Genomic DNA, 21,195 nt, shown 5'->3' on the forward strand with positions numbered 1-21,195 from the left:
ATACGTGAAGAAGCTGAAGATAACCGTCCTCTACGACCGCACCCCGGATCAGTCCGACGAGAAGGAGTACCAGATCGCCATGTCCGGGGAGGGGGACGAGGCCAGCCACCACCTCGTCGAGTACCTCGGCAAGCTCGGCCACGAGATGCGCCTCTACGGGGTCTACGACGACGTGAAGGGGCTCATCGCCGAGCTCGAGCAGCACCCGCACGACATCGTCTTCAACCTGTGCGAGTCGTTCCGCCGGGATTCCGCGATGGAGTTCAGCGTCCCCGCGCTCCTCGACATGCTGAACGTGCCCTACACCGGCTCGGGCCCTTCGGCGCTGTTGCTCGCGCAGAACAAGGGGCTCACCAAGAAGCTCCTCGCCTTCCACGGCATCTGGTCGGCCGACTTCGCCGTCTACCCGCGCGGGCAGTTCGACATTCGGCCCTCGAAGCTCCGCTTCCCGCTCATCGTCAAGCCGCTCACCGAGGACGCCTCCATCGGCATCGCCGAGAGCTCCGTGGTGAAGAACGACGAGGCGCTCGCGAGCCGGATCGCCTACGTGCACGAGAAGATCGGGTGCGGGGCGCTCGTCGAGGAGTACATCGAGGGGCGGGAGCTGTTCGTCGGCGTGCTCGGCAACGAGAAGCCGGTCGTGCTCCCGCCGGTCGAGCTCGACTTCAGCAAGTCCACGAACGACAAGCTGCGGGTCTACTCGTTCAAGGCGAAGTTCGACTCCGGCTACCGGGACAAGTGGGGGATCCAGTCGGTATTCTCGAAGGATTTGAAAAAGGAGACGCTCGCGACCATCGAGGGGATCTGCACGACCGCCTACCAAGCGCTCGGGCTGCGCGACTACGGGCGGCTGGATCTGATGCTCGCCCCCGACGGGGCGCTCTACGTGATCGAGGTGAATCCGAACCCGAACATCGCCGAGAACGAGGACCTCCCCAACGCCGCGGAGCAGATCGGCCTCGCCTACACCGACTTCGCCGAGAAGATCATCCGCCTCGCCCTCGACAGGTACAGAGCCAAGCTGTGACCGGCGCGCGCCGCGCGCCTCAAGGCGCCGCTCCCGCGCCCCTCTCCCTCAGCCAGATCGCCCTCTGCAGCTGCACCGCCGCCTCCGCGTGCCGGTTGTAGCCGCCCTGGCGCGACAGGGCGTCGGCGAGCAGGGTGCGCGCGTCGGGGTCGTTCGGCATGAGCCGCGCCGCAGCCCGCGCCTGCGCCTCCGCGGCGGCGTAGTCCCCCGCCTGGAAGAGCAGCCGGGCCAGGAGGAGGCGGGCCGGCCCGAGATCCCGCCGCGCTTCCACGAGATCCGCAAGCAGGGCGCGCGCCTGGTTCTCCCTCCCCGCCCGCGCGAGACAGTCGGCGAGGCGGTAGCGCGCCTCGGCGCTTATCGGCCGCATCGCGAGCGCGCGGCGGAGCGTCCCCTCCGCGGCGGCGAAATCCCCCCGCGCGGTCTTCAGGATCCCCGATTCGAGGAGCGCCTCGAAGAACGACGGCTGGATCCGCGCGGCCCTGTCGAACGCCGCCTCTGCGAGCGAGGGGCGGTCGAGCGACGCCCAGAGCAGCCCCTCCCGGTAGGCGGGGGAGGCGAAGGACGGGTCGAGGTTCGTCGCCTCGGTGAAGAGCTGGAGGGCCGCGTACGGCTTCCGGCGGAGCGCCGCGGCGCGGCCGAGCAGGAAGCGGACGTCCGCGTTCCGGGGATGGGCGTCGGCGGGCAGCGCGCGCGCGGCGCGTTCCGGATCCGCCGCACGGAGCAGTCTCAACCCCCGCGAGAATACGGGGAGCAGGGCCGGCGGCATCGGCGGGGGGGTGCGGGCGGGGGCGGGGGCGATCTTGCCGGCGGCCCACTCGGCGAGCGCCGGGATGCAGCCGTCCTCCGCGATGTCCGCGCCGAACGCCTCCGGGCGGGAACCGTCCGCTCCCGCGAGGTAGAAGAAGACCGTCGAGGCGCCCGGGGCGCCGGAGGGCGCGGCGCGCCCGAGCAGGATCCGGTCGGCCCCGGCCTCGACTCGAAGGCGCGCCGCTTCGTTGAACTCCGGCATCCCCTCCGTATCGTAGAGACGCGCGACGACATCCTGGGGGGGGGCGTCCGGGAGGATGGCCTGGCAGCCGGAAACGTTGTTGAGGACGCGGGCGACGAGATAGGGGAGGCCGAGGGAGAGGGTGTCGCGTTCCGCGCGGAAATCGGCGACGAGCACGGTATCCGCGCCGGCGCCGCCGTGCGCGCAGAGCGTAACGAAAATGAAGACCGCGAATCTCTTCATCGGCGGCGCGCCCCCCTCGGGTAGTATACCGCACGGGGATCCGCACGGATCCCGTTTTTCGCGGCGCGGCGGGCCGCCCTTTCCGATTGAACCGGAAAGGTCCGTTCGTGTATCATCGTGTATCCTCTCGGCGGGTGGGAACGCAGGCGGCCCGGGCGGGCGTAGCTCAATGGTAGAGCCCCAGCCTTCCAAGCTGGTCACGTGGGTTCGATTCCCATCGCCCGCTCCACCGACCACGATCCCCGCGCCTGCAAGCCGCTGCACACGGCGAAGGACCGGTGCCTCGATGCGCCTCGGGCTCGTCTTCAACCCGTTTTCCTACAAGCTGCACGAGGAGAACCTCAGGGTCGTCCAGCGGTTCTTCGGCCTCTTCCCCCCGCTGAGTCTCGCCTGGGTCGCGAGCATCGCCGAGAAGGCCGGGCACGAGGTCGTCATCGTCGACGCCCGCACGCTCCGCCTCTCGAAGGAGGAGGTCCTCGCCCGCCTGAAGGAGTTTTCCCCGGACATCATCGGCTTCATGATGACGACGTACATGTTCAGGGAGACGCTCGAGTGGATACGCTTCCTCAAGGCGGGCCTCAAGGTCCCCGTGGTCGTCGGCGGCTACAACCTCCGCGTCTACCCGCGCGAGTCGGTCGCCCCGGAGGAGATTGACTTCGGCGTGGTCGAGCACGCCTACCATACCATCCCCGCGCTCCTCTCCGAGCTTTCGGGGGGGAGGCGCTTCGGGGACGTCCCCGGCCTCGTCTACAAGGAGAACGGCCGCCTGATCGTCACCCCGCACGATCTTCCGATCGACTTCGACCTGTTCCCCGCCCCCGCGCGTCACCTCCTCCCCAACGACCGGTACGCCGAGTTCCTGACCGAGCGGAGGAACTTCACCGTGATGGTCACGTCGCTCGGCTGTCCCCGGCGGTGCCTCTTCTGCGAGGCGGGGGGGACGCGCTACGCCCCGCGGACCCCCGCCACGGTGGTCGAGGAGATGGAGGAGTGCTACCTCCGGCACGGGGTCAGGGAGATCGACATCTTCGACTACGAGTTCCCCTGCCTCCGCTCGCGGGCGCTCGAGATCTGCGGGCGGCTGAAGGAGAAGCGGTTCGACCTCGAGTGGGCGTGCCGCGCCCGCGTCGACTCGGTGGACGAGACGCTCCTGCGCGAGATGCGGGATGCCGGGTGCCGCCGAATCTACTACGGGCTCGAATCCGGCTCGCAGGAGATACTGGACCGGATCCACAAGGGGATCACGCTCGCGCAGATCGAGGATACGGTCAGGATGACGCGCGAGATGGGGATACGGCCGCTCGGCTTCTTCCTGATCGGGGCGCCGGGTGAGACGCGGGAGACGATCCGGCAGACGCTCCGCTTCGCGAAGCGCCTCAACCTCGACTACGTGCAGTTCTCCAAGATGCTCGCCAAGCCGCTCACGCCGCTCTGGAAACGGCTCGTGGAGGAGACCGGGTACGATTACTGGCGCGAGTACATCCTCGGCCTCGCCGAGGAACGGGTCCTGCCGCGCCCGTGGACCTCCCTCACGAACGAGGAGATCGACCGGCTCGCCCGGAAGGCGTACCTGCGCTACCACGCGCGTCCCGGCTTCCTGCTGCGCTCGACGCTGAAGGTCAGGTCATGGAGCGAGTTCAAGCGGAAGGCGCGGGCGCTGCTCGAGATGCGGTTCAGCCAGGAAAAGATCTCCGCGCCGGCGCCCGCCTTCGCGGTCTACGACGACGACGCGGCGGCGCTGCCGCACTGACGGCCACGCGCCCGTCTCCGGGCGGGGTGTTGTTGAACGGATGAAGACCGACAGACTGCTCAAGGCCATCTCGGACTCCGCGGCCCCCCTGTTCCGCGACAGGAACCTCGACCGCGCCTGCCACGGCCTCATCCGCCGCCTCGGCGAGGCGGCGGGCGTGAGCCGGGTCTACTACTTCGAAAACGGCCGCGGTCCGCGCGGGGGGCTTTTTACCAGCCAGCGCCTTGAATGGGTCGCGCCCGGGATCTCCAGGCAGATCGACAACCCCCGGATGCTGCACCTTCCGCTCTCCCGCATCAGGTTCCTCGCGGACCGGATGCGCCGGGGGCCGTACCACGGCCTCGTGTGCCGTATGCCCCCCTCCATCCGGGCGATTTTGGGCGCGCAGAAGATCCTCTCCCTCGCCCTCGTGCCGGTCCGGGTCGAGTCGGAGTGGCACGGCTTCCTCGGCTTCGACGACTGCATGGCGCCGCGCCGCTGGTCGAAGAGCGAGCTGGGGATCCTCCAGGCCGCCGCCGGGATCCTCGGCGGGGCGATCGAGCGAAGGAGGATCGAGGAGCGGCTGCGCAGCGTCCTCGAGTGCGGGATCGACTCGCTCGACGCAGGGATCTTCATCCTGAATCCGGAATGCCGCGTGATCTGGATGAATCGCGCCATGGAGCGGTTCTTCGGCGTGGGCCGCGAGCGGGTGCTCGGCGGCGACTATCGGCGATTCGTGCGCCGCGGCCTCCGCGGCGTCGTGGCGAACCCGGCGCAGTTCAGGCGCTGCGTGGCGCAGGGCCGCGGCGGGGGCGGGCGCGTTCAAACGTTCCGCTGCGAGGTGCTCCCCGGCGCCGGCCGGCAGCCGCGGGTGCTCCAGTACCGCTGCATCCCGATCAGGCGCGGGGCGCTCGCCGGCGGCAGGATCGAGCAGTACACGGACGTCACCGCCGTCGAGCGCGCGCACGCGGCCCTGAAGGGCTCGGAGGAGAAGTACCGGGATCTCGTGGAGCGGATGAACGAGGGGGTGTGCCACTCCGACGAGCGCAGGGTCATCCGGTACGCCAACCGGTGCTTTTACCGGATGTTCGGCTACGCTTCGGGCGAACTGATCGGACGGACCGAGGAGAGTTTCCTGGACGCCGGGGGGATGCGGATCTACCGGCGCGAGCAGCGGCGGCGAAGGCGGGGAGAGGCGACACGCTACGAGGTGCGGATCCGCGCCCGGAGCGGGGAGATGGTGCCGGTCCTCGTCTCCGCGGTCCCCGCGGTGGACAAGGGCGGGCGCTTCCGGGGCTCGTACGCGGTCTTCACCGACCTGCGCGCACAGAAGCGGCTCGAGGTGCTGAAGGAGGAAATACTCCGCGACGCCTCGCACGAACTCAAGGCCCCCGCCGCCAAGATCAGGATGGGGCTGGACCTCGTGAAGCGGTGCCGCCCGGAGCCGCTGAACGACGAGGAGCGGCTGGGGATCTCGATGATCGAGAGCGGGGTGGCGCGCATACGGAAGAACGTCGACTCGCTCATCGATTTCTCGGCCTTCGATTCGGGCGTCGTCGTTCTTTCCCGCGCCGCGGTGGACCTCGGGTCCCTCCTCGCAAACCTCGCGGCCGAGTTCAGCGCCGTGGCGGCCCGGAAGGGCCTCGCCCTCGTCGTCGAGCCCTACGCGCCGGGGCTGCGGCTCTCGGGGGACCGCGACCGCCTCTACCACCTGTTCCGGAACCTGCTGGAGAACGCGGTCAACTGCTCGCAGGCGGGTTCCATACGGATCCTCGCGCGGCATTCGGGCCGGGAGGTCGTGGTCTCCGTCGCGGACGAGGGGCGCGGGATCGAGTCGGGATACCTCGAGAGGATCTTCGACCGGCACTTCCAGCGCTACCCGAGCGAGGCGGGGACCGGCATCGGGCTCACCCTCTGCCGGAAGATCGCGCAGCTCCACGGCGGGAGGATCTGGGCCGAGTCGGGCGGGCGAGGGAAGGGGATGACGGTGCACGTCGCCCTGCCTGTCCGGGCCTCGCGGCGCTGAGGGGGGGGGCGGGCCGGGGAGACGGCGCGCCCGAGCGGGCGGGCGCCGCCCGGTAGTAGCGCCTCCCGTCGAACGATGTCTCCTCGACCGCTCCGGCCGCGGCGAGCCGCGCGAGGGGCCCGGGCAGCTCCTCGACCCGCACCCCGAGCCCCTTCGCTAGATCGCGCATCGTGGCCGGCCGCCGCGCCAGATACGCGAGGATCGCCCGCCTGATCCCCCCCCGACGCCGCGCCCCGCCGGCCCCGCGGAAACCGGCGACGATCTCCACGGGGATATCCCCGAGCGCCTTGGCAAGGACGAGGCGCGCGGCGCGCAACCCCCCGGCGTCGAGCGGCTTCGCGTTCACGCGGGCGGGCGGGCGGACGGCGGTGTTGAGCTGGACTCGCTCGGGCCGTATCCGCGCGGCCAGGGCGGCGATCCTCGCCAGTTCCCGCGGCGAATCGTTCACCCCCTTCAGGAGGACCACCTCGAGCCAGAGACGGCCCGGGAAACGCCGCCTGAAACGGGCGATCCCCTCCGCCACGCGGGAGAGGCGAAGAGAGGGGTGGGGCCGGTTGATTTGTCTGAAGACGCGGGCGGAGCCGGCGTCGAGGCTGGGGACGACCAGGTCGGCGTCGCGCAGGGCGCGCCGGACGCGCGGGTCGGAGAGGAGGGTGCCGCTGGTGAGCACCGCCACGGGGATGCGGGTCATCCGCTTCACCGCGCGGATCATCCCGCCGAGCCCCGAATGCAGCGTCGGTTCCCCGCAGCCGGAGAAGGTGATCCAGTCCACCCTGCCGCCCTTCCGCAACGCCGCGCCGACCTGCCTGACGACCTCGGCGGCGGGGACGTAGGCGCGCCGCCTTTTCGTCAGTCGCCGCGTCCGCCCGGCCTCGCAGTAGATGCAGTCGAGCGTGCAGGTCTTGGGGGGGATGACGTCCACGCCGAGCGAGATGCCGAGCCGGCGGGAGGGGACCGGACCGAAGACGAAGTTCCGGCGCACCTCGTTCTCCTTGTCGCGGGCGGGCGCCGCGGGGACGCCGGAGGGGATCCGGCCGCGCCGGGGCTTTCGCGCGGCGTTCAAGGGTTGCAGATCCGGCAGGGCTTCTTGCGGGCGGCGATCGCCTCTTCACGCGTCTTGTAGGTTACCAGGGAGGCCGGATCGATCCCCTTGGCCCAGGGGCAGTCGGAGCGGTGGAAGGTCTTGCCCCTATCGCCCGCGCAGTAGTTTCCATCCGTCCGCTTTTGCGGCGCCGGCGCGGCGGCCGGGGGCGCCGATGCGGTCACCGGGGCGGTCATACGCTCGCCCGGCGCCTGGACTGCCCCGGAAGTCTCGTTTGGCCTGCAGAGTTTGCAGGGGGCGTACCCGAGGGTCCCGGCCTCGGCGTAGGTCTGGAAATAGACCTTGTTCTTCTCCGCGGTGTCCTTCGTCCAGCGGCAGTCCGCGCGATGCGCCTTCATGCTCGCGGGGATGCCGAAGAACGGACCGGTGGAACGTTTTTCCCCTCCGGTTCGCGAGACCGTCGCCGCGCGAAGCGCGGCCAGCTCGTCTGCATCGGGCTTGCACGTCTTGCAGCCGACAAAACCGCCGGCCTCCGCCTCCTCGACGGAGGCGAGCGGGACCCTGGACTCCTCGGAGAGCTTCACCGCATAGCGACAGTCCAGCCGGTGGTACTTCTTCGTCTTCTTGTGGCCGACGTACTGTGCGGCCGCCTTGGGTTTCTCCTCCGCCGCCTTGGCGGTCTGGCGGTCACGCGCGGGGGAGCCGGTGAGCGCGGAGAGGGCCTTCTCGCACTCCTTGGCGGCCTCGGAGACATCGGCGGGATTCCAGTCGGGGTGGAGGAGCTTGATGCCCTTCAGGGTGGTGCGCGCCTGCTCGTACTTCTGGCGGGCCTCGAGCGTTGATCTCTCGGCTGCGATCCTGGCCTGGAGGGCGCCGACCATCAGGGCCTTGGCGTCCTCGAAGGCGGCCGAGGGGTCCTCCTGGGCGCGGACGCACGCGGCGTACGCCAGGAACACCGCCGCACGCAGGGCAACGGACCGCCTCATCGCCGAATCCCCCTCCCGAACCCGAAGCGCCTGTACGCCGCCACGCTGTAATCTAGCACGAAAAAGAGGCGCATCCAAGTCAAAATCGGGCGCGGCGGGGATCGGTGTGACGCACCCTGCGCCGCGGCATCGGGGCGCGACGGCGGCGGGGCCGAGGCAGAAAGGGACCCGTTCCCCGACGCCTCCCGCGGCGGCCGTCGCCCGCCGCTTACGCGAACTCGCTGTCCAGTTCGCCTCCCCCCTCGTCCCGCATCGCCTGCTGCGCGAGCGCCTCCGACTCCTTCTCGCCCGGTTGCCTGCGCCCGAAGAGCAGGCCGAGCAGAAGGTAGGCGGCGACCGGGATGACGAGCGTGAGGGTGAAGTATTTCAGCGGCGAGGCCTCGATGAAATGGCCGACCCTTCGCACAGGGTCCGCCCAGGTGAAACGGTTGAGGTTGAAGATCGTCACGACGAGGCAGGCGTAGTTGAAGATGAGGTTGCTGTCGGGGTTGTTGGCCTTCCACCAGCGGAGGCCCGCGGTCCGCTTTTTCCAGAACGGCCAGAAGAAGGAGGCGCCCATATACCCGGTGAGATCGCAGACGAGGTGGGCCCAGTAGGCGGCGAGGGCGACGAGGCCGTAGTACCAGCCGATATGCCAGCCCGCCGCCAGCGAGGCGAGCAGGGCCGCGGCGCACGCCGCGACGAAGCCGATGAAGAAGCTGTGCGTCCAGGTCCGGTGGAACGGGATGAACTCCACGAGCACCGAGTCGCCGGTCTTCCGGAAGCCGAGCTGGGGGCCGCTCATGATGTCCACGACCGTCGGACGGCCGTGCGTCTCGGTGAGCGGGACGCGCAGGCGGTAGCGCCCGACCCGGTGTTCCGCCGGCTCCGTGCCGAGGAACGGGATCTGGGAGGTGGTGACGATCGGGTTGATCACGACGACCACCTCGCTTTTCGCCGCGTCGAAACCGAGCACGTACTGGCGCCAGAGGTCGGCCCCGAGGCGGACGGTGTGGCACTTGACCTTCACCATCCGGTTCTCGTCCCACGCCTGCTCGATCGCCCGGCCGATGTCGGCGGCGATCGCGGCGGCGTCGGGCTCGAGCGGATCGGGATCGATCTGGTGGTCGTCGCGGGAGAAGAAGCTGTAGAACTTGAAGTCGAGGGTGTCGGCCATGATCCCGAAGATCCCGCCCAGGAGCATGATCCACGACTTCTGGTACCCGGCCATCTGCACCGCCCCCCCGAAGAAGGACGATGCGGCGACGCCGGTCATGAAATGCGTGATCCCCTTCATCCGCTCACGACCCCATTGCCGCCGTGAACCGGAAACGCCGAGGCTCCGTCCGCGAGGATCCGCGGCGAAATCGATCCGGCGCTCCGGGCGCATCCGCGGAGCGACCGCCGTCGCGCGGCATCCCCCGCGGCGGAACCGGATGTCACACCAGTCCCATCAGCCGCGCCACCGCCGGTCCCAGCCCGCCCATGTTCAGCGTGAGGGGGAGGAGGAGCACCCCCATGCAGTTCATCCTCCGGGAGTGGAAGTAGACCGGGATGAGGCCGATGGCGGTCGCCACCGTCATCAGTGCCAGACCCATCGGCCCCGTGAGCGCCCAGGTGACCGCGATGAGGAGGAAGAACATCGTCACCGAGAGGGCGCGATAGTTGACCTTGTTGATGAGGGCGATCATGAGCCTCGAATAGGCCAGGAGCAGGAAGAAGGAGATGCCGCCCGAGAGCATGATGGTGCCCAGGATCCGCCAATACTCCTCGTACGTGTGCGGGGTGTAGAACGGCCGGAGCATCCAGGCCATCCCGCCCCGCGTGCGGTGCAGGCTCGGGATGAACGCCATCAGGAAGCCGCCGATGTAGTAGACCGACTTCGAGGCGCCCTGCGAGATGATGAACAGCCGGTCGTCCCGCTGGGCCGTGACGTGCCCCGCGATGAAGCCGCCGATCCCGCCGGTGACGACGGGGAGGAAGGCGGCGATCAGGCCGCCCAGGAAGCCCCCGAATCCGCCGCGCGCCCAGAGGTTCGGGGCGATGTCGGCGCTTTGGCAGATGTGCTGCGGGGGGATCTCGGTCTTGGAGAAGATGTTGCCGATCACCCATGGGACGGCGAAGAGGCCGACGAAGACCGGCATGATGTTCTGGAACGCATACCGGATCGGCACGAGCGGCTTGTTCAGGATGATGACGCCGAGGATGCCGGAGAGGAGGAAGGTCAGAAGCCCCGCCCCGAGGTTCTTCCAGCCGTCGATGAAACGCCCCCAGCCGGTTTTCTGCCTGCCGCTCCCCTTGGGCCACTCGCTCATCAGCATGTAGGCGATGATGAGCCCCATGATCCAGAAGGTGTGCGGACGGGTGATCCGGTTGAGCGTGGGGAGCGCGCGGAAGAAGAGGGGGGTGGCGAGGAGCATCCCGACGATCCCCGCGAGCGCGCCCAAGCCGGTGAGGGCCGCCGCCTCGTAGCCGCGGCCCTGCATCATGTACTTCTGTCCCGGGAGCACGACGAAGATGGCGCTCTCGTCGGGGGCGCCGAGGAAGAGGGCGGGGATGGTGTTCAGGATCGCCCAGCCGACGACCATCGACATCATGAAGATCGGGACGTACGGCATCGGGATGAGGGTGCTCGTCCCCGCGCCCATCGTCAGGATGATGATGACCCCGGCGACGTTGTAGATGTGGAGGGCGGGCAGCAGGGAGAGGAGTGAGGAGGCGACCGTCCCCAGGACCGTGTACAGGATCACGAGCCAGGTATTCATCGGCTTACCGGTTGGGGGTGACCGCGGTCTCCTCGATGCGCCCGGTCGATTTCGGGACCACCTGGAGCGCGCCGCGGTATTCCCCCACGTGCCCCCGCACCTTGAGGAATCTCCCCTCCTCGATCTGAAGGCCAAGGGCGGTGACGCGGTCGCGAGTCGATTCCCAGAGGACCACGTCGATGGAGCCGGTCGGGTCGGTGAGCTGGAACTTCAGTCCGTTGGGGATCCTCGAGCGCGTGGTGACCTTGCCGACGATCGTGATCTCCCGCCCCTTGGCGGCATGGGTAACGTCGCCGATTTCCATCGCCGCCGCCGGCGTGGCGGCGGCCGCGGCCGCGAGACGGGCGACCCGCACCTTCTCGGGAACATTGACGAGCAGCCGCGCCCGGTCCTCGGTTATCTGGACCGTCCCCTCGACCGAGACTCGGTCGCCCGGCCCGGGGACGCGCCCCAGCTCGGTGAGGGCCTTCCCGGTGTCGGCGTACGCCGTGACCCGGATCGTCCCCGTGCCGTCGTCCAGCACGAAACCGATGCCGCCGTCGTCGTAGGCGCTCGTCCGCACGTTCTCCCCCTCGATCCTGACGTAGGCGAACGAGTTCATCGGCCCGAGGTCCCCCACCTTGACGAGCGGGGCCTTGATGCCGCGCGCGGCGAGCCAGATGAGGAAGAGTCCCCCGATCGAGACGGCGAGGGCGAAGAAGCGGAAGAACCGGATGCTCATCCGGAGCTTGTGCTCGCAGCCGCAGTAGGGGCAGCGGGTGTACGCCCCGACGAACTTCCCGCAGCTCGGGCAGAGGGTTTCCGGGGGGAAGTCGCGAACCGGCGTGCTGGGCGTGCGGCCTCCCGAAGCGTGCGCGTCGGGCCCTGTCATGGCGTCTGTCCCGGTGGTTGGACGCGGGAGGATACGTGTCCTAATTGATTTTCCGTTATCCGGAACCGAAATGCAATAGGAATTATCCCTTGACGTTCCCTGGTTTGTAGATGCGGGGTGAAACGTTTATATGGATCTGAGAAACCGGGGCTACACTATCCCCAGTCTTGAGAATCGCCTGGCACGCAATGAACGTTCCACCCAACCTGCGTCTCGAAGACTCTTGAAACGCAGCGTTGTTTCGGTCTTGTGTAACCGCACGCGCTTTGATGCAGAAATGACGGATTCCACTTCTTGAAATTGTGAACCAGCGTCTACCCGACACGGTATGACTTCCTACGTCTACAAACTGGGGAATGTCCCGGAATTATCCGGGGAATTATCCGGGGCGGAACCGCGGGGACGTCGGATCCGCGGGAGCGCCCTCCGGGCCCGTCCGTCCGTCTCTCGTGCGCCTCCGGCGTCTTTCGTCTCCCCTCGCGGGGGAGGGGAGGGATCGGATCCTGTGGTACAATGTCCCCCGGCGCGCGGGTGCGCGTCCGCGCGGTGCGGCGGGGGCCTGGGGCGATCGGGAGGAAGACGCGATGAAGAGGGGAGTGGCGTTCCTGGCGGCGGCGGTATGCGCGCAGGCGGCGTGCGCGGCGGGACAGCAGGAGGCGCGTGGTGCGGGGCCGCGGCAGGAGCGGCAGGCGATGGTCGCCCTGGTGCCGAAAGGATACCAGATACAGATTCAGCTCGACGACACCCTCGATTCGCGGACGACGCGGGTGGGGGAGCGCGTCCACGCCCGCCTCCTCGCGCCGATTGATGCGGGCGGGCGCACAATCGTCCCCGCAGGGACCCGCCTCCTCGGCACGGTGACCGAGGTCAAGAGCCCCACGGCGGGGCTGCTCAAGGCCGGCATCAAGTTCAAGATCGAGGCGATACTCCTCCGCGAAGGGGCGGTCCCGATCGAGGCCTCCGCGCACCTCGACGTCAACGACCTCGCGATGAAGGGCGGCAAGATGGCGGGCACGATGGCCGCGAAGGAGGTGGCCAAGAGCTTTATCCCCGTCCTCGGCACGGTCTACCTGATCCAGAACATCGCGAGCGGGGTGCAGTTCATCACGGAGGAGAAGGAGATCACCATCCCCGCGGGCACGCAGATGAAGCTCTGGTTCGACGCGGAGACGAGGATACCTGCGGGGCGGTGACGCCGCGCCGCGCCCGGCCCGTCAAACGCCGTGGGCCCGCCGGGTCCGGGCGAAGCCCGGCAGGAGCCCTGCGCGGCTACCGCTCCCCCTTCAACACCACGAGTTCCGGCGCGACCTTGAGGAGCAGGCGCTTGCAGCGCGCGCGGGTCTCCTCGATGCTCGTGTAGGTGAGCACCTCCTCGGCGAGCGTCCGCGCGTCCGCGAGCTGCACCGAGCGGATGATCTTCTTGATCTCCGGGATGGAGACCGCGCTCACGCTGAACTCGTCGAGCCCCATCCCGAGCAGGATCAGGGCGAGCGACGGCTCCCCCGCCATCTCCCCGCACATCCCCACCCAGATGTTCTCCCGGTGCCCGGCCGTGATCACCTGGTGGATGAGCCGGAGGATCGCCGGGTGGCGCGGCTCGTAGAGGTAGGCGATCTTCTCGTTGACCCGGTCGACGGCGAGTGAGTACTGGATCAGATCGTTCGTCCCTATGCTGAAGAAGTCCACGTGCGTGGCGAGGATGTCGGCGGTGAGGGCGGCGGCGGGGGTCTCGATCATCGCACCGACCTCGATCTTCTTGTCGAATTCCTTCCCGCCCTTCCGGAGCTCGCCCGCGCACTCGTCCAGGATCCCCCGCGCGCGCACCAGCTCGTCGACCCCCGAGATCATCGGGAACATCACCTTCACGTTGCCCCGCGCCGAGGCGCGCAGGATGGCGCGGAGCTGCATCTTGAACAGGTCGGTCCGCTCGAGGCAGAAGCGGATCGCGCGCCAGCCGAGGAACGGGTTCATCTCCCGAGGCACCTGGAGGTCGGAGAGGAACTTGTCGCCGCCGAGATCGAGGGTCCTGATGATGACCGAGTGCGGATACGCCTGCTCCGCGACCGACCGGTACGCCTCGAACTGCTCCTCCTCGCCGGGGATGTCGCGGCGGTTCATGTAGAAGAACTCGGTGCGGTAGAGCCCGATGCCGTCCGCGCCCTGCGCGAACGCCGCGGGGACGTCCTCCGGCAGCTCGATGTTGGCGGCGAGGGAGACCCGGTAGCCGTCGAGCGTCTCGGCGGGGAGGTCCTTCAGACTGACGAGGCGCTCCTCGATGACCCGCAGCCTCGTCCTGACGTGGGTGTACTCCCGCAGCGTGGCGCGGGAGGGGGAGGCGATGACCACGCCCCCGGTCCCGTCCACGATGAGGGTTTCGCCGGCCTTGACCTTGCGGCTGATGTCGCGGAGCCCGACCACCGCCGGCGCCTTCAGCGATCGGGCGAGGATGGCGGTGTGCGAGGTCAGGGCGCCGATGTCGGTGGCGAAGCTGATCACCTTCTCCTGGTGCATCAGGGCGGTGTCGGAGGGGGAGAGGTCGTAGGCGACGATGATGACCTCCTCCGTGAGCCGGCCCACGTCCTCGCGCTTGCGGCCCATGAGGTTGTGGAGCACCCGCCGGGTCACGTCGCGGATGTCGCTCGCGCGCTCCTTGAGGTAGTCGTCCTCGATCTGGGAGAAGATCTCCTCGTACTTCCGGGAGACCTGCTGGAAGACGTACTCGATGTTGAACCGATCGCGCTCGATCGTCTTGATCACGTCCTCGATGAAGGAGCGGTCCTCGATGACGAGGATGTGGGCGTTGAAGATCTTGGCGTGCGCGGCGCCGAGGCGCTCGGAGACCTTGTCCTGGATCTGGAGGATCTCCTGGCGGGTGCGGATGAGGGCGTCCTCGAAGCGGGCGATCTCGAGGGGGACCTGCGCGGCGTCGATGCGCCGCTTGATGGCGACGACCTCCTCGGAGTCGAAGATGAACGCCTTGCCGATGGCGACGCCGGGGGAGGCGCCGATCCCGCGAAAGACCCGCTCCTGCATCCGCGCCGCGTGGGGGGGCATCTCAGTCCTCGCCGAACCTGTTGTTCACCAGCTCCTCGAGGGCGTTCACCGCGTTCTCGGCGTCATGTCCCTCCGCCGTGACGGTGATCTTGAGACCCTTCCCGGCCGCGAGCATCATGATGCCCATGATGCTCTTGCCGTTGACCCGCTCGCCCCCCCGCTCCACGCTGATCTCCGAGGCGAACTTGCTGGCCAGCTGCACGAACATCGCCGCCGGTCTCGCGTGGAGGCCGAGCGCGTTGGTGATGGTGAGCTCCCTGCGCACGATCGGTTCCGCCATGGCAGTCTCTCCGCTACTCCTTCTTCATGACCTCGATGAGCCCCCGGTCAAGCGCGCGGGCGGCGTGCCTGCCCATTTTCTTCAGGCGCTGGTTGAGCGCCGCCGCCTCGAGCAGCAGCACAATATCCCTGCCGGGCCGCACCGGGATGATCAGGTGCGGAAGCCGCTGCCCGAGTATCTCGATCTCCTTGTCCTCCAGCCCGAGGCGCTCGTACTCCTTTCCGCTCTCCCACTCCTCCAGGGTCACCACCAGCTCGACCTCCTGCGCGTCCTTGATGCAGGTCGCCCCGTACAGGTCCTGTACGTTGATGATCCCGAGCCCTCGGATCTCCATATGGTGCTTCACGATCTCGGCGCCGGCCCCGAACAGCCGCGTGCCGTCGCGGAGCTGGATCTTCACGACGTCGTCGGCGATCAGACGGTGGCCTCGCTTGATGAGGCCGAGGGCGCACTCGCTCTTCCCCACGCCGCTCCTGCCGCAGATGAGGATCCCCACCCCGTAGACCTCGAGCAGGTCGCCCACGATGGTCGTGGAGGGTGAGAACTGGTCCTCGAGGAAGATGGTCGCCTGGTTGATGAGCGCCATCGTGACCATCGGGCTCCGGAAGAGCGGGACCCGCTCGCGGCACGCCTCCTCGGGGAGCTCGATCGGCGGGAGATAGTTGCGTCCGATGATGACGCAGGGGACGCGCCGGCGGAGCAGCTCGCGTATCCTCTTGCGGCGCAGGCCGGGTTCCATGCTGTTGAGGTAGTTGATCTCGACCATCCCGAGGACCTGCGGGCGGCGGTTGGCGAAGTAGTCGAAGTAGCCGGCGAGCGCGAGGCCGGGGCGGTTCAGCTCGGGGACCATGATGCGGCGCTTGAGCCCCTTCTCCCCGGCGACGAGGCGGAGCTTCAGGGTGTCGCGGGTGCTGTGGTAGAACTCCTCGACCTTGATGCCGCGCATCGCGCTCCTCCCCCTAGCGCGCCTCGATCAGGCCGTAGTCGCCGCCCTTCTGCTCGTAGACCACGCACGGGGCTTTCGTTTCGACGTCCATGAAAAGGCGGTAGGTCTCCTCCTCGCCCGCCATCGCCTCCACCGCCTCCTCGGGCGAACACCAGTTGACCAGGCGGTCCTCCTTCCGGACGATGCGCGGCCGCCGGCCCTCCCCGAGCGCCTCCTCGCGGTAGACCCGCATCCGGAAGACGGCGGGCCGTCCGGGACCCTGGAGCTTCTGGGGGGTCAGGAGCCCGATCTCCCCCGCGCCGGGGCGGACGAGCAGGTTCACGCGGCCGGTGTCGGCGTTGAGGAAGGCGAAGAAGAGGTGCCCCTGCACCTTCATCTGGAGGATCGCCTCGTTCGCGGCCACCCGGTTCATCGGGAAGCGGATCGTGATGCCGCCACGCTCCGCCTCCTGGCGGGGGGCGGCACGGCGGGGAAGACGCCGCGCAGACCTCCCCCTGCGCGTGTAACGCTCCTTGAAGCGGCGGAGCTGGCGCTCGAGTTTCGCGGCGGCGGCGTCGATCGAGGCGTACATGTCCGACGTCTCGCCGCGGCAGAAGAGCTCCAGGTTCTTGCCGCGCACGGTGATCTCCGCCAGATGCCGGTACTTCTGCACGTCCAGGATCAGGTGCGCCTCGTTCAGGTGGGGGCGCTCCGTCACGATCCGCTCCAGCTTTTCGCGGGCGTACTGTTTCATCGCCCCGGTGACGCTCACGTGGCGTCCCGTCACGATCAGTTGCATGGCACCTCCTCCGAAACGCGGCCTACATCTCGAACCGTTCGCCGAGATAGAACTGGCGGGCCTCCTGGTCGTTGATGAGGAAATCGGAGGTCCCGTGGGTCAGCACCTTCCCCTCGTAGATAAGGTACGACCGGTCGGTGATGGTCAGGGTCTCGCGCACGCTGTGGTCGGTCAACAGTATGCCGAGCCCTTTCTTCTTAAGGTTCGCGATGATCTGCTGGACGTCGAAGACGGCGATCGGGTCCACGCCGGAGAACGGTTCGTCCAGGAGCATGAAGGAGGGCGAGGTCACGAGGGCCCTGCTGATCTCGAGGCGCCTGCGTTCGCCGCCGGAGAGGGTGAACGCCTTCTGCGTGGCGAGGTGGGCGATGCCCAGCTCCTCGAGGAGCTCCTCGAGGCGCGCCTTCCGCTGCGCCCGCGAGAGCGGGAGGGTCTCGAGGATGGCCATGATGTTCTGCTCCACCGTCAGTTTCCTGAAGATCGACGGCTCCTGGGAGAGGTAGCTCATCCCAAGGCGCGCGCGGTGCGCCATCGGCATCGAGGTGATCTCCTGCCCGTTGAACAGGACCGTGCCGGCGTGGGGGCGGATCAGGCCCACGATCATGTAGAAGGAGGTCGTCTTCCCCGCCCCGTTGGGGCCGAGGAGCCCCACGATCTCGCCGCGGTTGACCGTGATGTTCACGCCGTTGACGACCGCGCGGCCGCCGTAGACCTTCACGAGGTCGACGGTCCGCATCAGGGCCGCCTCCTGCGCGCCGTGGGCGGCGAGGGCCTTCTCCTGCGCCGCCCGCGAGACCGGGAGGGCCCCCGCGGGCTCGGCGGCGGCCCGCCCCTCTTTGGGCGCCGCCTTCTCCCGGGAAGCCGGGTGGTTGCCGTGTCCGCTGTCCATGCTGTCGCCTTTCCGGCCCAGGATCAGTCGCCCGCCCCGCGCGCCCCGGGGAGGCCGCCCAGGGCGTCCGAAACCCCCGAGCCCTGGTCCGAGTAGAAGATCATCCGGGCCCTCGGCTCGAATATGGTCCGGTCCTGGTCCTTGAAGATCGTGATCTTGTCCGCCGTGTAGGCGTTGGGGCCGTGCAGTATCTTGGGTTCGCCGGTGAGGAGGATCCTGCCGTCGGCGGCGGTGTAGGAGGCCCTGCGGCTCACCGATTTCCTCCCGTGCGCGTCGATCACAACCTGCCTTCCGGTCGCGACGATCTCCCTGACCTCGCGGGTGACGTTGTCGAAGGTGACGGTCATCTCGTCGGCCCACATCTCCCCGCTCTTGTCCTTGAGGTGGACGCTGCCCGCGAAGACGGCGATATTGTTCGCGTAGTCAACATCGAGGCGGTCGGAGGTGACCACCGTGGGCGGGTTCGGCGCCGCGGGCCGGGCGGTCGGGGCCGCCTCGGCGGCCGGGGCCGCCTGGCCGGGCGCGGCGGCGAGGAGGAGCATCGCGGCGAGGGCGGCGGCGGTCACCTGATCGCCCCCTTGCCCCCGGTGCCGGTGAAGATCACCTTCACGTCCTTCCTGAGCGCGCCCCTCTTGCGCTCGTGGTCCCAGTCCATCCCGGTGCCGGTGGTGACCGAGTTCTCGGTGGCGATGGTCACGAACTCGTCGGTCTTGAGCCGGCGGGTCTCCTTGTCGAGCACCGCCTTGTCCGTGGTCGCCACGGTGTTCGTGCCGTCGTCGGAGAAGAAGATGGCCCGGACGTTCTTCAGCTCGATCGTCTCCGGCGAGAGGAACGTCGCGGAGCTCCCCGCCACCTTCCACTCGATCTTGCCGTCCTTGCGGGTCGAATTGAAGGTGAACCCGTCCCTGAGTTCGGACCCCGGCTCCTGCGGCGCCGCAGGGGGATCCTCGGCCGCAGCGAGGGTGCAGGGGAGCGCGAGGAAAAGCAGGCTACGGCCTATATGCACGAAGCGCATCCTCCCACCTGCCCTGGGCCTTCAGGATCAGCTCCACCACCTCTCTGAAGGCCCCCTCCCCCCCGTGCGCCGCGGTGACGAGGCAGGCTGCCTTGCGGAGTTCTCCTGGGGCGCCGGCGACGGCCACGCCGAGCCCCGCCCCCGCGACGAGCGCGAGGTCGGGGAGGTCGTCCCCGATGCAGCAGAGCTCCTCCGGCGCGAGACCGTACGCCGTGCATAGTATAGCACGTATGCGGCCCTTGTCACCCGCGCGCTGCCAGAGGCGGTCCACCCCGAGCTCCCGGCTCCGGCGGGCGAGGGCGGCGGAGGAGCGGCCCGAAACCAGGAAGACCTTGAGCCCCGCCCGGCGCGCGAGGATGATCCCGAGGCCGTCGCGGGCATGGAACCGCTTCAGTTCCGTCCCCCGCGTTCCGTAGATGATGCCGCCGTCGGTCAGGACCCCGTCCACGTCCGAGACGACGGCGCGGATGCGGCGGGCGCGTGCCAGGATTTCGGATTGTCTCATCGTACACTACGCCACGGGCGCCGCGGGGAAACGCTCCTGCGCCGATTAGTCACCCGATGCCGATCAGGTCCACCACGTCGAGCATCCCGACCGGCCGCCGCGTGGCGTCCGTCACGGGAAGCTCGTCGAGTTTGCGCCCCTTCGGGTTGTCCCCGCGCATCACGCGGAGCGCCTCGACCGCGAGGCGCCCGGGGCCGATGGTGATCGGATTCCGGATCATGAAGTCGCGGATGGGGCGCGAGGCGATGTCGCCGCGCGCCTCGAAGGCCCGGCGGAGGTCGCCGTCGGTGAAGATGCCGGCGAGTTTCCCCGACGAATCCACGACCGTCGCGGCGCCCGCCCGGGCCCTGGTGATGGCGAGGAGCACCTCCTTGACCCGCGTCCCCGTCCCGACGATCGGATTGGCCTTTCCCGTCCGCATCACGTCGGCGACCTTCAGCAGCCGGCGCCCCAGCGCGCCCGCGGGGTGGTAGAGGGCGAACTCCTCGGGCTTCAGGCGCTTCCTGCCGATCAAGGCCACGGCGAGCGCGTCGCCCATGGCGAGCATCGCGGTGGTGCTGGCCGTCGGGGCGAGGCCGAGGGGGCAGGCCTCGCGCGCCACGCCGACGTCGAGGACGATGTCGCTATGCACGGCGAGCGACGAGCGGGGGGCCCCGGTGAGGGCGATGAGCAGCGCGCCGATCTTCTTCACCACCGGCACGAAGCGCAGCATCTCCTCCGTCTCCCCGCTCGACGAGAGGGCGAGGACGACGTCCTCCGCGGTCACCATCCCGAGGTCGCCGTGCACCGCCTCCGCCGGGTGCATCGACAGGGAGGGGATGCCGATGCTCGCGAAGGTGGCCTGGATCTTGCGGCCGATGATCCCCGGCTTCCCCATCCCGCAGACGATCACCCGGCCGCGGCAGGCGTAGATCGCCTCGACCGCCCGGTTGAACGAGGCGGAGAGCCGTGTGCCGAGATCGAGGATCGCCGCCGCCTCGATCCTGAAGACGTTTCGTGCGACCCTCAGGTGGCTCTTGTTCCCGCGCATGTGCGCCTCACCCCCCCGCCGCGATGCGGTGGATCGCGACGCAGTCGTCGAGCAGCGCCCCCGCCTCGGCGAGCGGGAGCTGGTTCGGCCCGTCGCAGCGCGCGCGGTCCGGGTCCGGGTGTATCTCGAGGAAGAGCGCGTCGCAGCCGGCGGCGACCGCCGCGCGGGCGAGGACGGGGACGAACTCGCGCTGCCCGCCGGTGCTGCCGCCGAGGCCGCCGGGGAGCTGGACGCTGTGCGTCGCGTCGAAGACCACCGGCCATCCGAAGCCGCGCATCAAGGGAAGCGCGCGCATGTCGCTCACGAGGTTGTTGTAGCCGAACGAGCTCCCGCGCTCCGTGAGGAGGATCTGTCGAGCCCCGAACGCCTCGCACTTCTCGACGATGTTCTTCGCGTCCCACGGGGCGAGGAACTGCCCCTTCTTGACGTTGACCGCCCGCCCCGTGGCGCAGACGGCCCGGAGCAGGTCCGTCTGGCGGCAGAGGAACGCCGGCACCTGGAGGATCTCCGCGACCTCCGCCGCCGCGGCCGCGTGCCCCGGCTCGTGCACGTCCACGAGCGTCGGGAGTCCCGTCTCCGCCTTGACCGCCGCCACGACCGCGAGGCCCTTCGCGAGGCCCGGGCCGCGGAATGCGTTCACGGCGGTGCGGTTGGCCTTGTCGTAGGAGGTCTTGAAGACGAGCGGGACGCCGCGGGCGCTGCAGAGCTCCTTCAGGCGGCGCGCCGTCTCGAGGACGGTCGCCTCGTCCTCGATGACGCAGGGGCCGGCGATCAACACGAGGGGAAGCCCCCCGCCGATCCGCACCCCGCGCGCCTCGACGATCCGCGTCTTCATCTCAGACGACATTGTACGCCCCCCGCCGCCGCCGGCGCCACAAAGAACATCAAGGAATACACGTTGCCACAGAGAGCACAGAGGGCACAGAGAGCAAAGAAACACACATGTTTTTCACAAAGAGCAAAAGAGAGAAAGAGGCTGTGTTTTTCTTATTGAAAAGGGATCAGCCTCTCTCTTTGACTCCTTTACTCTTTGTGAAAACGC

20 protein-coding genes and 1 tRNA gene are annotated in these 21,195 nt (G+C 68.8%); 5 read left to right on the forward strand and 16 right to left on the reverse strand.

The genetic code is table 11. The annotated features are described in order from the left end of the window. Window positions 1-4 precede the first annotated feature (4 nt). Window positions 5-1,027 (forward strand): ATP-grasp domain-containing protein, encoded by a 1,023-nt coding sequence (locus GXY35_01055; GenBank protein NLW93188.1) that lies wholly within the window; start codon window positions 5-7, stop codon window positions 1,025-1,027. 19 nt (window positions 1,028-1,046) lie between these two features. Here GXY35_01055 and GXY35_01060 read toward each other — a convergent pair whose 3' ends face one another. Beyond that, window positions 1,047-2,258: a tetratricopeptide repeat protein gene (locus GXY35_01060; protein ID NLW93189.1), complete on the reverse strand. Its 1,212-nt coding sequence runs from the start codon at window positions 2,256-2,258 to the stop codon at window positions 1,047-1,049. Between the two features lie 155 nt (window positions 2,259-2,413). Between GXY35_01060 and GXY35_01065 the strand changes: the two genes are divergently transcribed. The 3 genes from GXY35_01065 to GXY35_01075 all read left to right on the forward strand — a co-directional run bounded on the left by GXY35_01065 (window position 2,414) and on the right by GXY35_01075 (window position 6,013). Then, window positions 2,414-2,487, forward strand: a tRNA-Gly gene (locus GXY35_01065). Window positions 2,488-2,544: 57 nt separating this feature from the next. Then, window positions 2,545-4,008 (forward strand): radical SAM protein, encoded by a 1,464-nt coding sequence (locus GXY35_01070; GenBank protein NLW93190.1) that lies wholly within the window; start codon window positions 2,545-2,547, stop codon window positions 4,006-4,008. A 40-nt stretch (window positions 4,009-4,048) separates the two neighbouring features. Continuing rightward, window positions 4,049-6,013 carry a PAS domain S-box protein gene (locus GXY35_01075; protein NLW93191.1) on the forward strand — a complete coding sequence of 655 codons (1,965 nt, stop codon included), beginning with the start codon at window positions 4,049-4,051 and terminating at the stop codon, window positions 6,011-6,013. Here GXY35_01075 and GXY35_01080 read toward each other — a convergent pair. The 5 genes from GXY35_01080 to GXY35_01100 all read right to left on the reverse strand — a co-directional run bounded on the left by GXY35_01080 (window position 5,895) and on the right by GXY35_01100 (window position 11,656). Further along, the gene (locus GXY35_01080) at window positions 5,895-7,076 is read right to left on the reverse strand and encodes a radical SAM protein (protein ID NLW93192.1); all 1,182 of its coding nucleotides are present in this window, start codon (window positions 7,074-7,076) and stop codon (window positions 5,895-5,897) included. The two genes, GXY35_01075 and GXY35_01080, sit on opposite strands and share 119 nt — an antisense overlap. After that, on the reverse strand, window positions 7,073-8,041 hold the full coding sequence (locus tag GXY35_01085; protein ID NLW93193.1) for a hypothetical protein: 969 nt from the start codon (window positions 8,039-8,041) through the stop codon (window positions 7,073-7,075). Before GXY35_01085 ends, GXY35_01080 begins: the two co-directional genes overlap by 4 nt. 208 nt (window positions 8,042-8,249) lie before the next feature. Then, window positions 8,250-9,317 carry a metal-dependent hydrolase gene (locus GXY35_01090; protein NLW93194.1) on the reverse strand — a complete coding sequence of 356 codons (1,068 nt, stop codon included), beginning with the start codon at window positions 9,315-9,317 and terminating at the stop codon, window positions 8,250-8,252. 142 nt (window positions 9,318-9,459) lie between these two features. After that, window positions 9,460-10,785 (reverse strand): hypothetical protein, encoded by a 1,326-nt coding sequence (locus GXY35_01095; protein NLW93195.1) that lies wholly within the window; start codon window positions 10,783-10,785, stop codon window positions 9,460-9,462. A 4-nt stretch (window positions 10,786-10,789) separates the two neighbouring features. Continuing rightward, entirely contained in the window at window positions 10,790-11,656 is an 867-nt protein-coding gene (locus tag GXY35_01100; GenBank protein NLW93196.1) for a hypothetical protein, read from the reverse strand. Between the two features lie 584 nt (window positions 11,657-12,240). Between GXY35_01100 and GXY35_01105 the strand changes: the two genes are divergently transcribed. Then, on the forward strand, window positions 12,241-12,849 hold the full coding sequence (locus GXY35_01105; GenBank protein ID NLW93197.1) for a hypothetical protein: 609 nt from the start codon (window positions 12,241-12,243) through the stop codon (window positions 12,847-12,849). Between the two features lie 76 nt (window positions 12,850-12,925). Here the strand turns inward: GXY35_01105 and ptsP are convergent, their stop codons facing one another. The 10 genes from ptsP to kdsA are packed head-to-tail and all read right to left on the reverse strand — an operon-like array spanning window position 12,926 to window position 20,988. Then, window positions 12,926-14,689 carry a phosphoenolpyruvate--protein phosphotransferase gene (gene ptsP / locus GXY35_01110; GenBank protein NLW93198.1) on the reverse strand — a complete coding sequence of 588 codons (1,764 nt, stop codon included), beginning with the start codon at window positions 14,687-14,689 and terminating at the stop codon, window positions 12,926-12,928. Between the two features lie 22 nt (window positions 14,690-14,711). Then, window positions 14,712-14,978 carry an HPr family phosphocarrier protein gene (locus tag GXY35_01115; protein NLW93199.1) on the reverse strand — a complete coding sequence of 89 codons (267 nt, stop codon included), beginning with the start codon at window positions 14,976-14,978 and terminating at the stop codon, window positions 14,712-14,714. Window positions 14,979-15,003: 25 nt separating this feature from the next. Next, window positions 15,004-15,936, reverse strand: coding sequence for an HPr(Ser) kinase/phosphatase (hprK, locus tag GXY35_01120; GenBank protein ID NLW93200.1), 933 nt, complete (start codon window positions 15,934-15,936; stop codon window positions 15,004-15,006). 13 nt (window positions 15,937-15,949) lie between these two features. Next, window positions 15,950-16,714 carry a ribosome-associated translation inhibitor RaiA gene (gene raiA / locus GXY35_01125; GenBank protein NLW93201.1) on the reverse strand — a complete coding sequence of 255 codons (765 nt, stop codon included), beginning with the start codon at window positions 16,712-16,714 and terminating at the stop codon, window positions 15,950-15,952. Between the two features lie 22 nt (window positions 16,715-16,736). Next, window positions 16,737-17,603, reverse strand: a complete 867-nt coding sequence (lptB, locus tag GXY35_01130; GenBank protein NLW93202.1) for an LPS export ABC transporter ATP-binding protein — start codon at window positions 17,601-17,603, stop codon at window positions 16,737-16,739. Window positions 17,604-17,626: 23 nt separating this feature from the next. Further along, window positions 17,627-18,169: a hypothetical protein gene (locus GXY35_01135; GenBank protein ID NLW93203.1), complete on the reverse strand. Its 543-nt coding sequence runs from the start codon at window positions 18,167-18,169 to the stop codon at window positions 17,627-17,629. After that, window positions 18,166-18,609, reverse strand: coding sequence for an LPS export ABC transporter periplasmic protein LptC (gene lptC / locus GXY35_01140; protein NLW93204.1), 444 nt, complete (start codon window positions 18,607-18,609; stop codon window positions 18,166-18,168). The genes GXY35_01135 and lptC overlap by 4 nt, the downstream gene beginning before the upstream one ends. Beyond that, complete coding sequence (locus GXY35_01145) at window positions 18,593-19,123, reverse strand: HAD hydrolase family protein (GenBank protein ID NLW93205.1); 531 nt, start codon at window positions 19,121-19,123, stop codon at window positions 18,593-18,595. The genes lptC and GXY35_01145 overlap by 17 nt, the downstream gene beginning before the upstream one ends. A gap of 49 nt (window positions 19,124-19,172) precedes the next feature. Next, a complete protein-coding gene (locus GXY35_01150) occupies window positions 19,173-20,153 on the reverse strand; it encodes a KpsF/GutQ family sugar-phosphate isomerase (protein NLW93206.1) in 981 nt (326 codons plus the stop codon). 7 nt (window positions 20,154-20,160) lie between these two features. Beyond that, window positions 20,161-20,988, reverse strand: a complete 828-nt coding sequence (gene kdsA / locus GXY35_01155) for a 3-deoxy-8-phosphooctulonate synthase (protein NLW93207.1) — start codon at window positions 20,986-20,988, stop codon at window positions 20,161-20,163. Window positions 20,989-21,195: the final 207 nt, after the last annotated feature.

This window comes from Chlamydiota bacterium, from assembly GCA_012729785.1.
Classification (GTDB): Bacteria; Auribacterota; Tritonobacteria; order UBA1439; family UBA1439; genus UBA1439.

What these genes read in the sequence shown, in the direction of transcription:
- GXY35_01060 (NLW93189.1), bottom strand. Translation starts at nt 2,258, where the DNA reads ATGAAGAGATTCGCGGTCTTCATTTTCGTTACGCTCTGCGCGCACGGC.
- GXY35_01070 (NLW93190.1), top strand. Translation starts at nt 2,545, where the DNA reads ATGCGCCTCGGGCTCGTCTTCAACCCGTTTTCCTACAAGCTGCACGAG.
- GXY35_01075 (NLW93191.1), top strand. Translation starts at nt 4,049, where the DNA reads ATGAAGACCGACAGACTGCTCAAGGCCATCTCGGACTCCGCGGCCCCC.
- GXY35_01085 (NLW93193.1), bottom strand. Translation starts at nt 8,041, where the DNA reads ATGAGGCGGTCCGTTGCCCTGCGTGCGGCGGTGTTCCTGGCGTACGCC.
- GXY35_01090 (NLW93194.1), bottom strand. Translation starts at nt 9,317, where the DNA reads ATGAAGGGGATCACGCATTTCATGACCGGCGTCGCCGCATCGTCCTTC.
- GXY35_01095 (NLW93195.1), bottom strand. Translation starts at nt 10,785, where the DNA reads ATGAATACCTGGCTCGTGATCCTGTACACGGTCCTGGGGACGGTCGCC.
- GXY35_01100 (NLW93196.1), bottom strand. Translation starts at nt 11,656, where the DNA reads ATGACAGGGCCCGACGCGCACGCTTCGGGAGGCCGCACGCCCAGCACG.
- GXY35_01105 (NLW93197.1), top strand. Translation starts at nt 12,241, where the DNA reads ATGAAGAGGGGAGTGGCGTTCCTGGCGGCGGCGGTATGCGCGCAGGCG.
- ptsP (NLW93198.1), bottom strand. Translation starts at nt 14,689, where the DNA reads ATGCAGGAGCGGGTCTTTCGCGGGATCGGCGCCTCCCCCGGCGTCGCC.
- hprK (NLW93200.1), bottom strand. Translation starts at nt 15,936, where the DNA reads ATGCGCGGCATCAAGGTCGAGGAGTTCTACCACAGCACCCGCGACACC.
- raiA (NLW93201.1), bottom strand. Translation starts at nt 16,714, where the DNA reads ATGCAACTGATCGTGACGGGACGCCACGTGAGCGTCACCGGGGCGATG.
- lptB (NLW93202.1), bottom strand. Translation starts at nt 17,603, where the DNA reads ATGGACAGCGGACACGGCAACCACCCGGCTTCCCGGGAGAAGGCGGCG.
- GXY35_01145 (NLW93205.1), bottom strand. Translation starts at nt 19,123, where the DNA reads ATGAGACAATCCGAAATCCTGGCACGCGCCCGCCGCATCCGCGCCGTC.
- GXY35_01150 (NLW93206.1), bottom strand. Translation starts at nt 20,153, where the DNA reads ATGCGCGGGAACAAGAGCCACCTGAGGGTCGCACGAAACGTCTTCAGG.
- kdsA (NLW93207.1), bottom strand. Translation starts at nt 20,988, where the DNA reads ATGAAGACGCGGATCGTCGAGGCGCGCGGGGTGCGGATCGGCGGGGGG.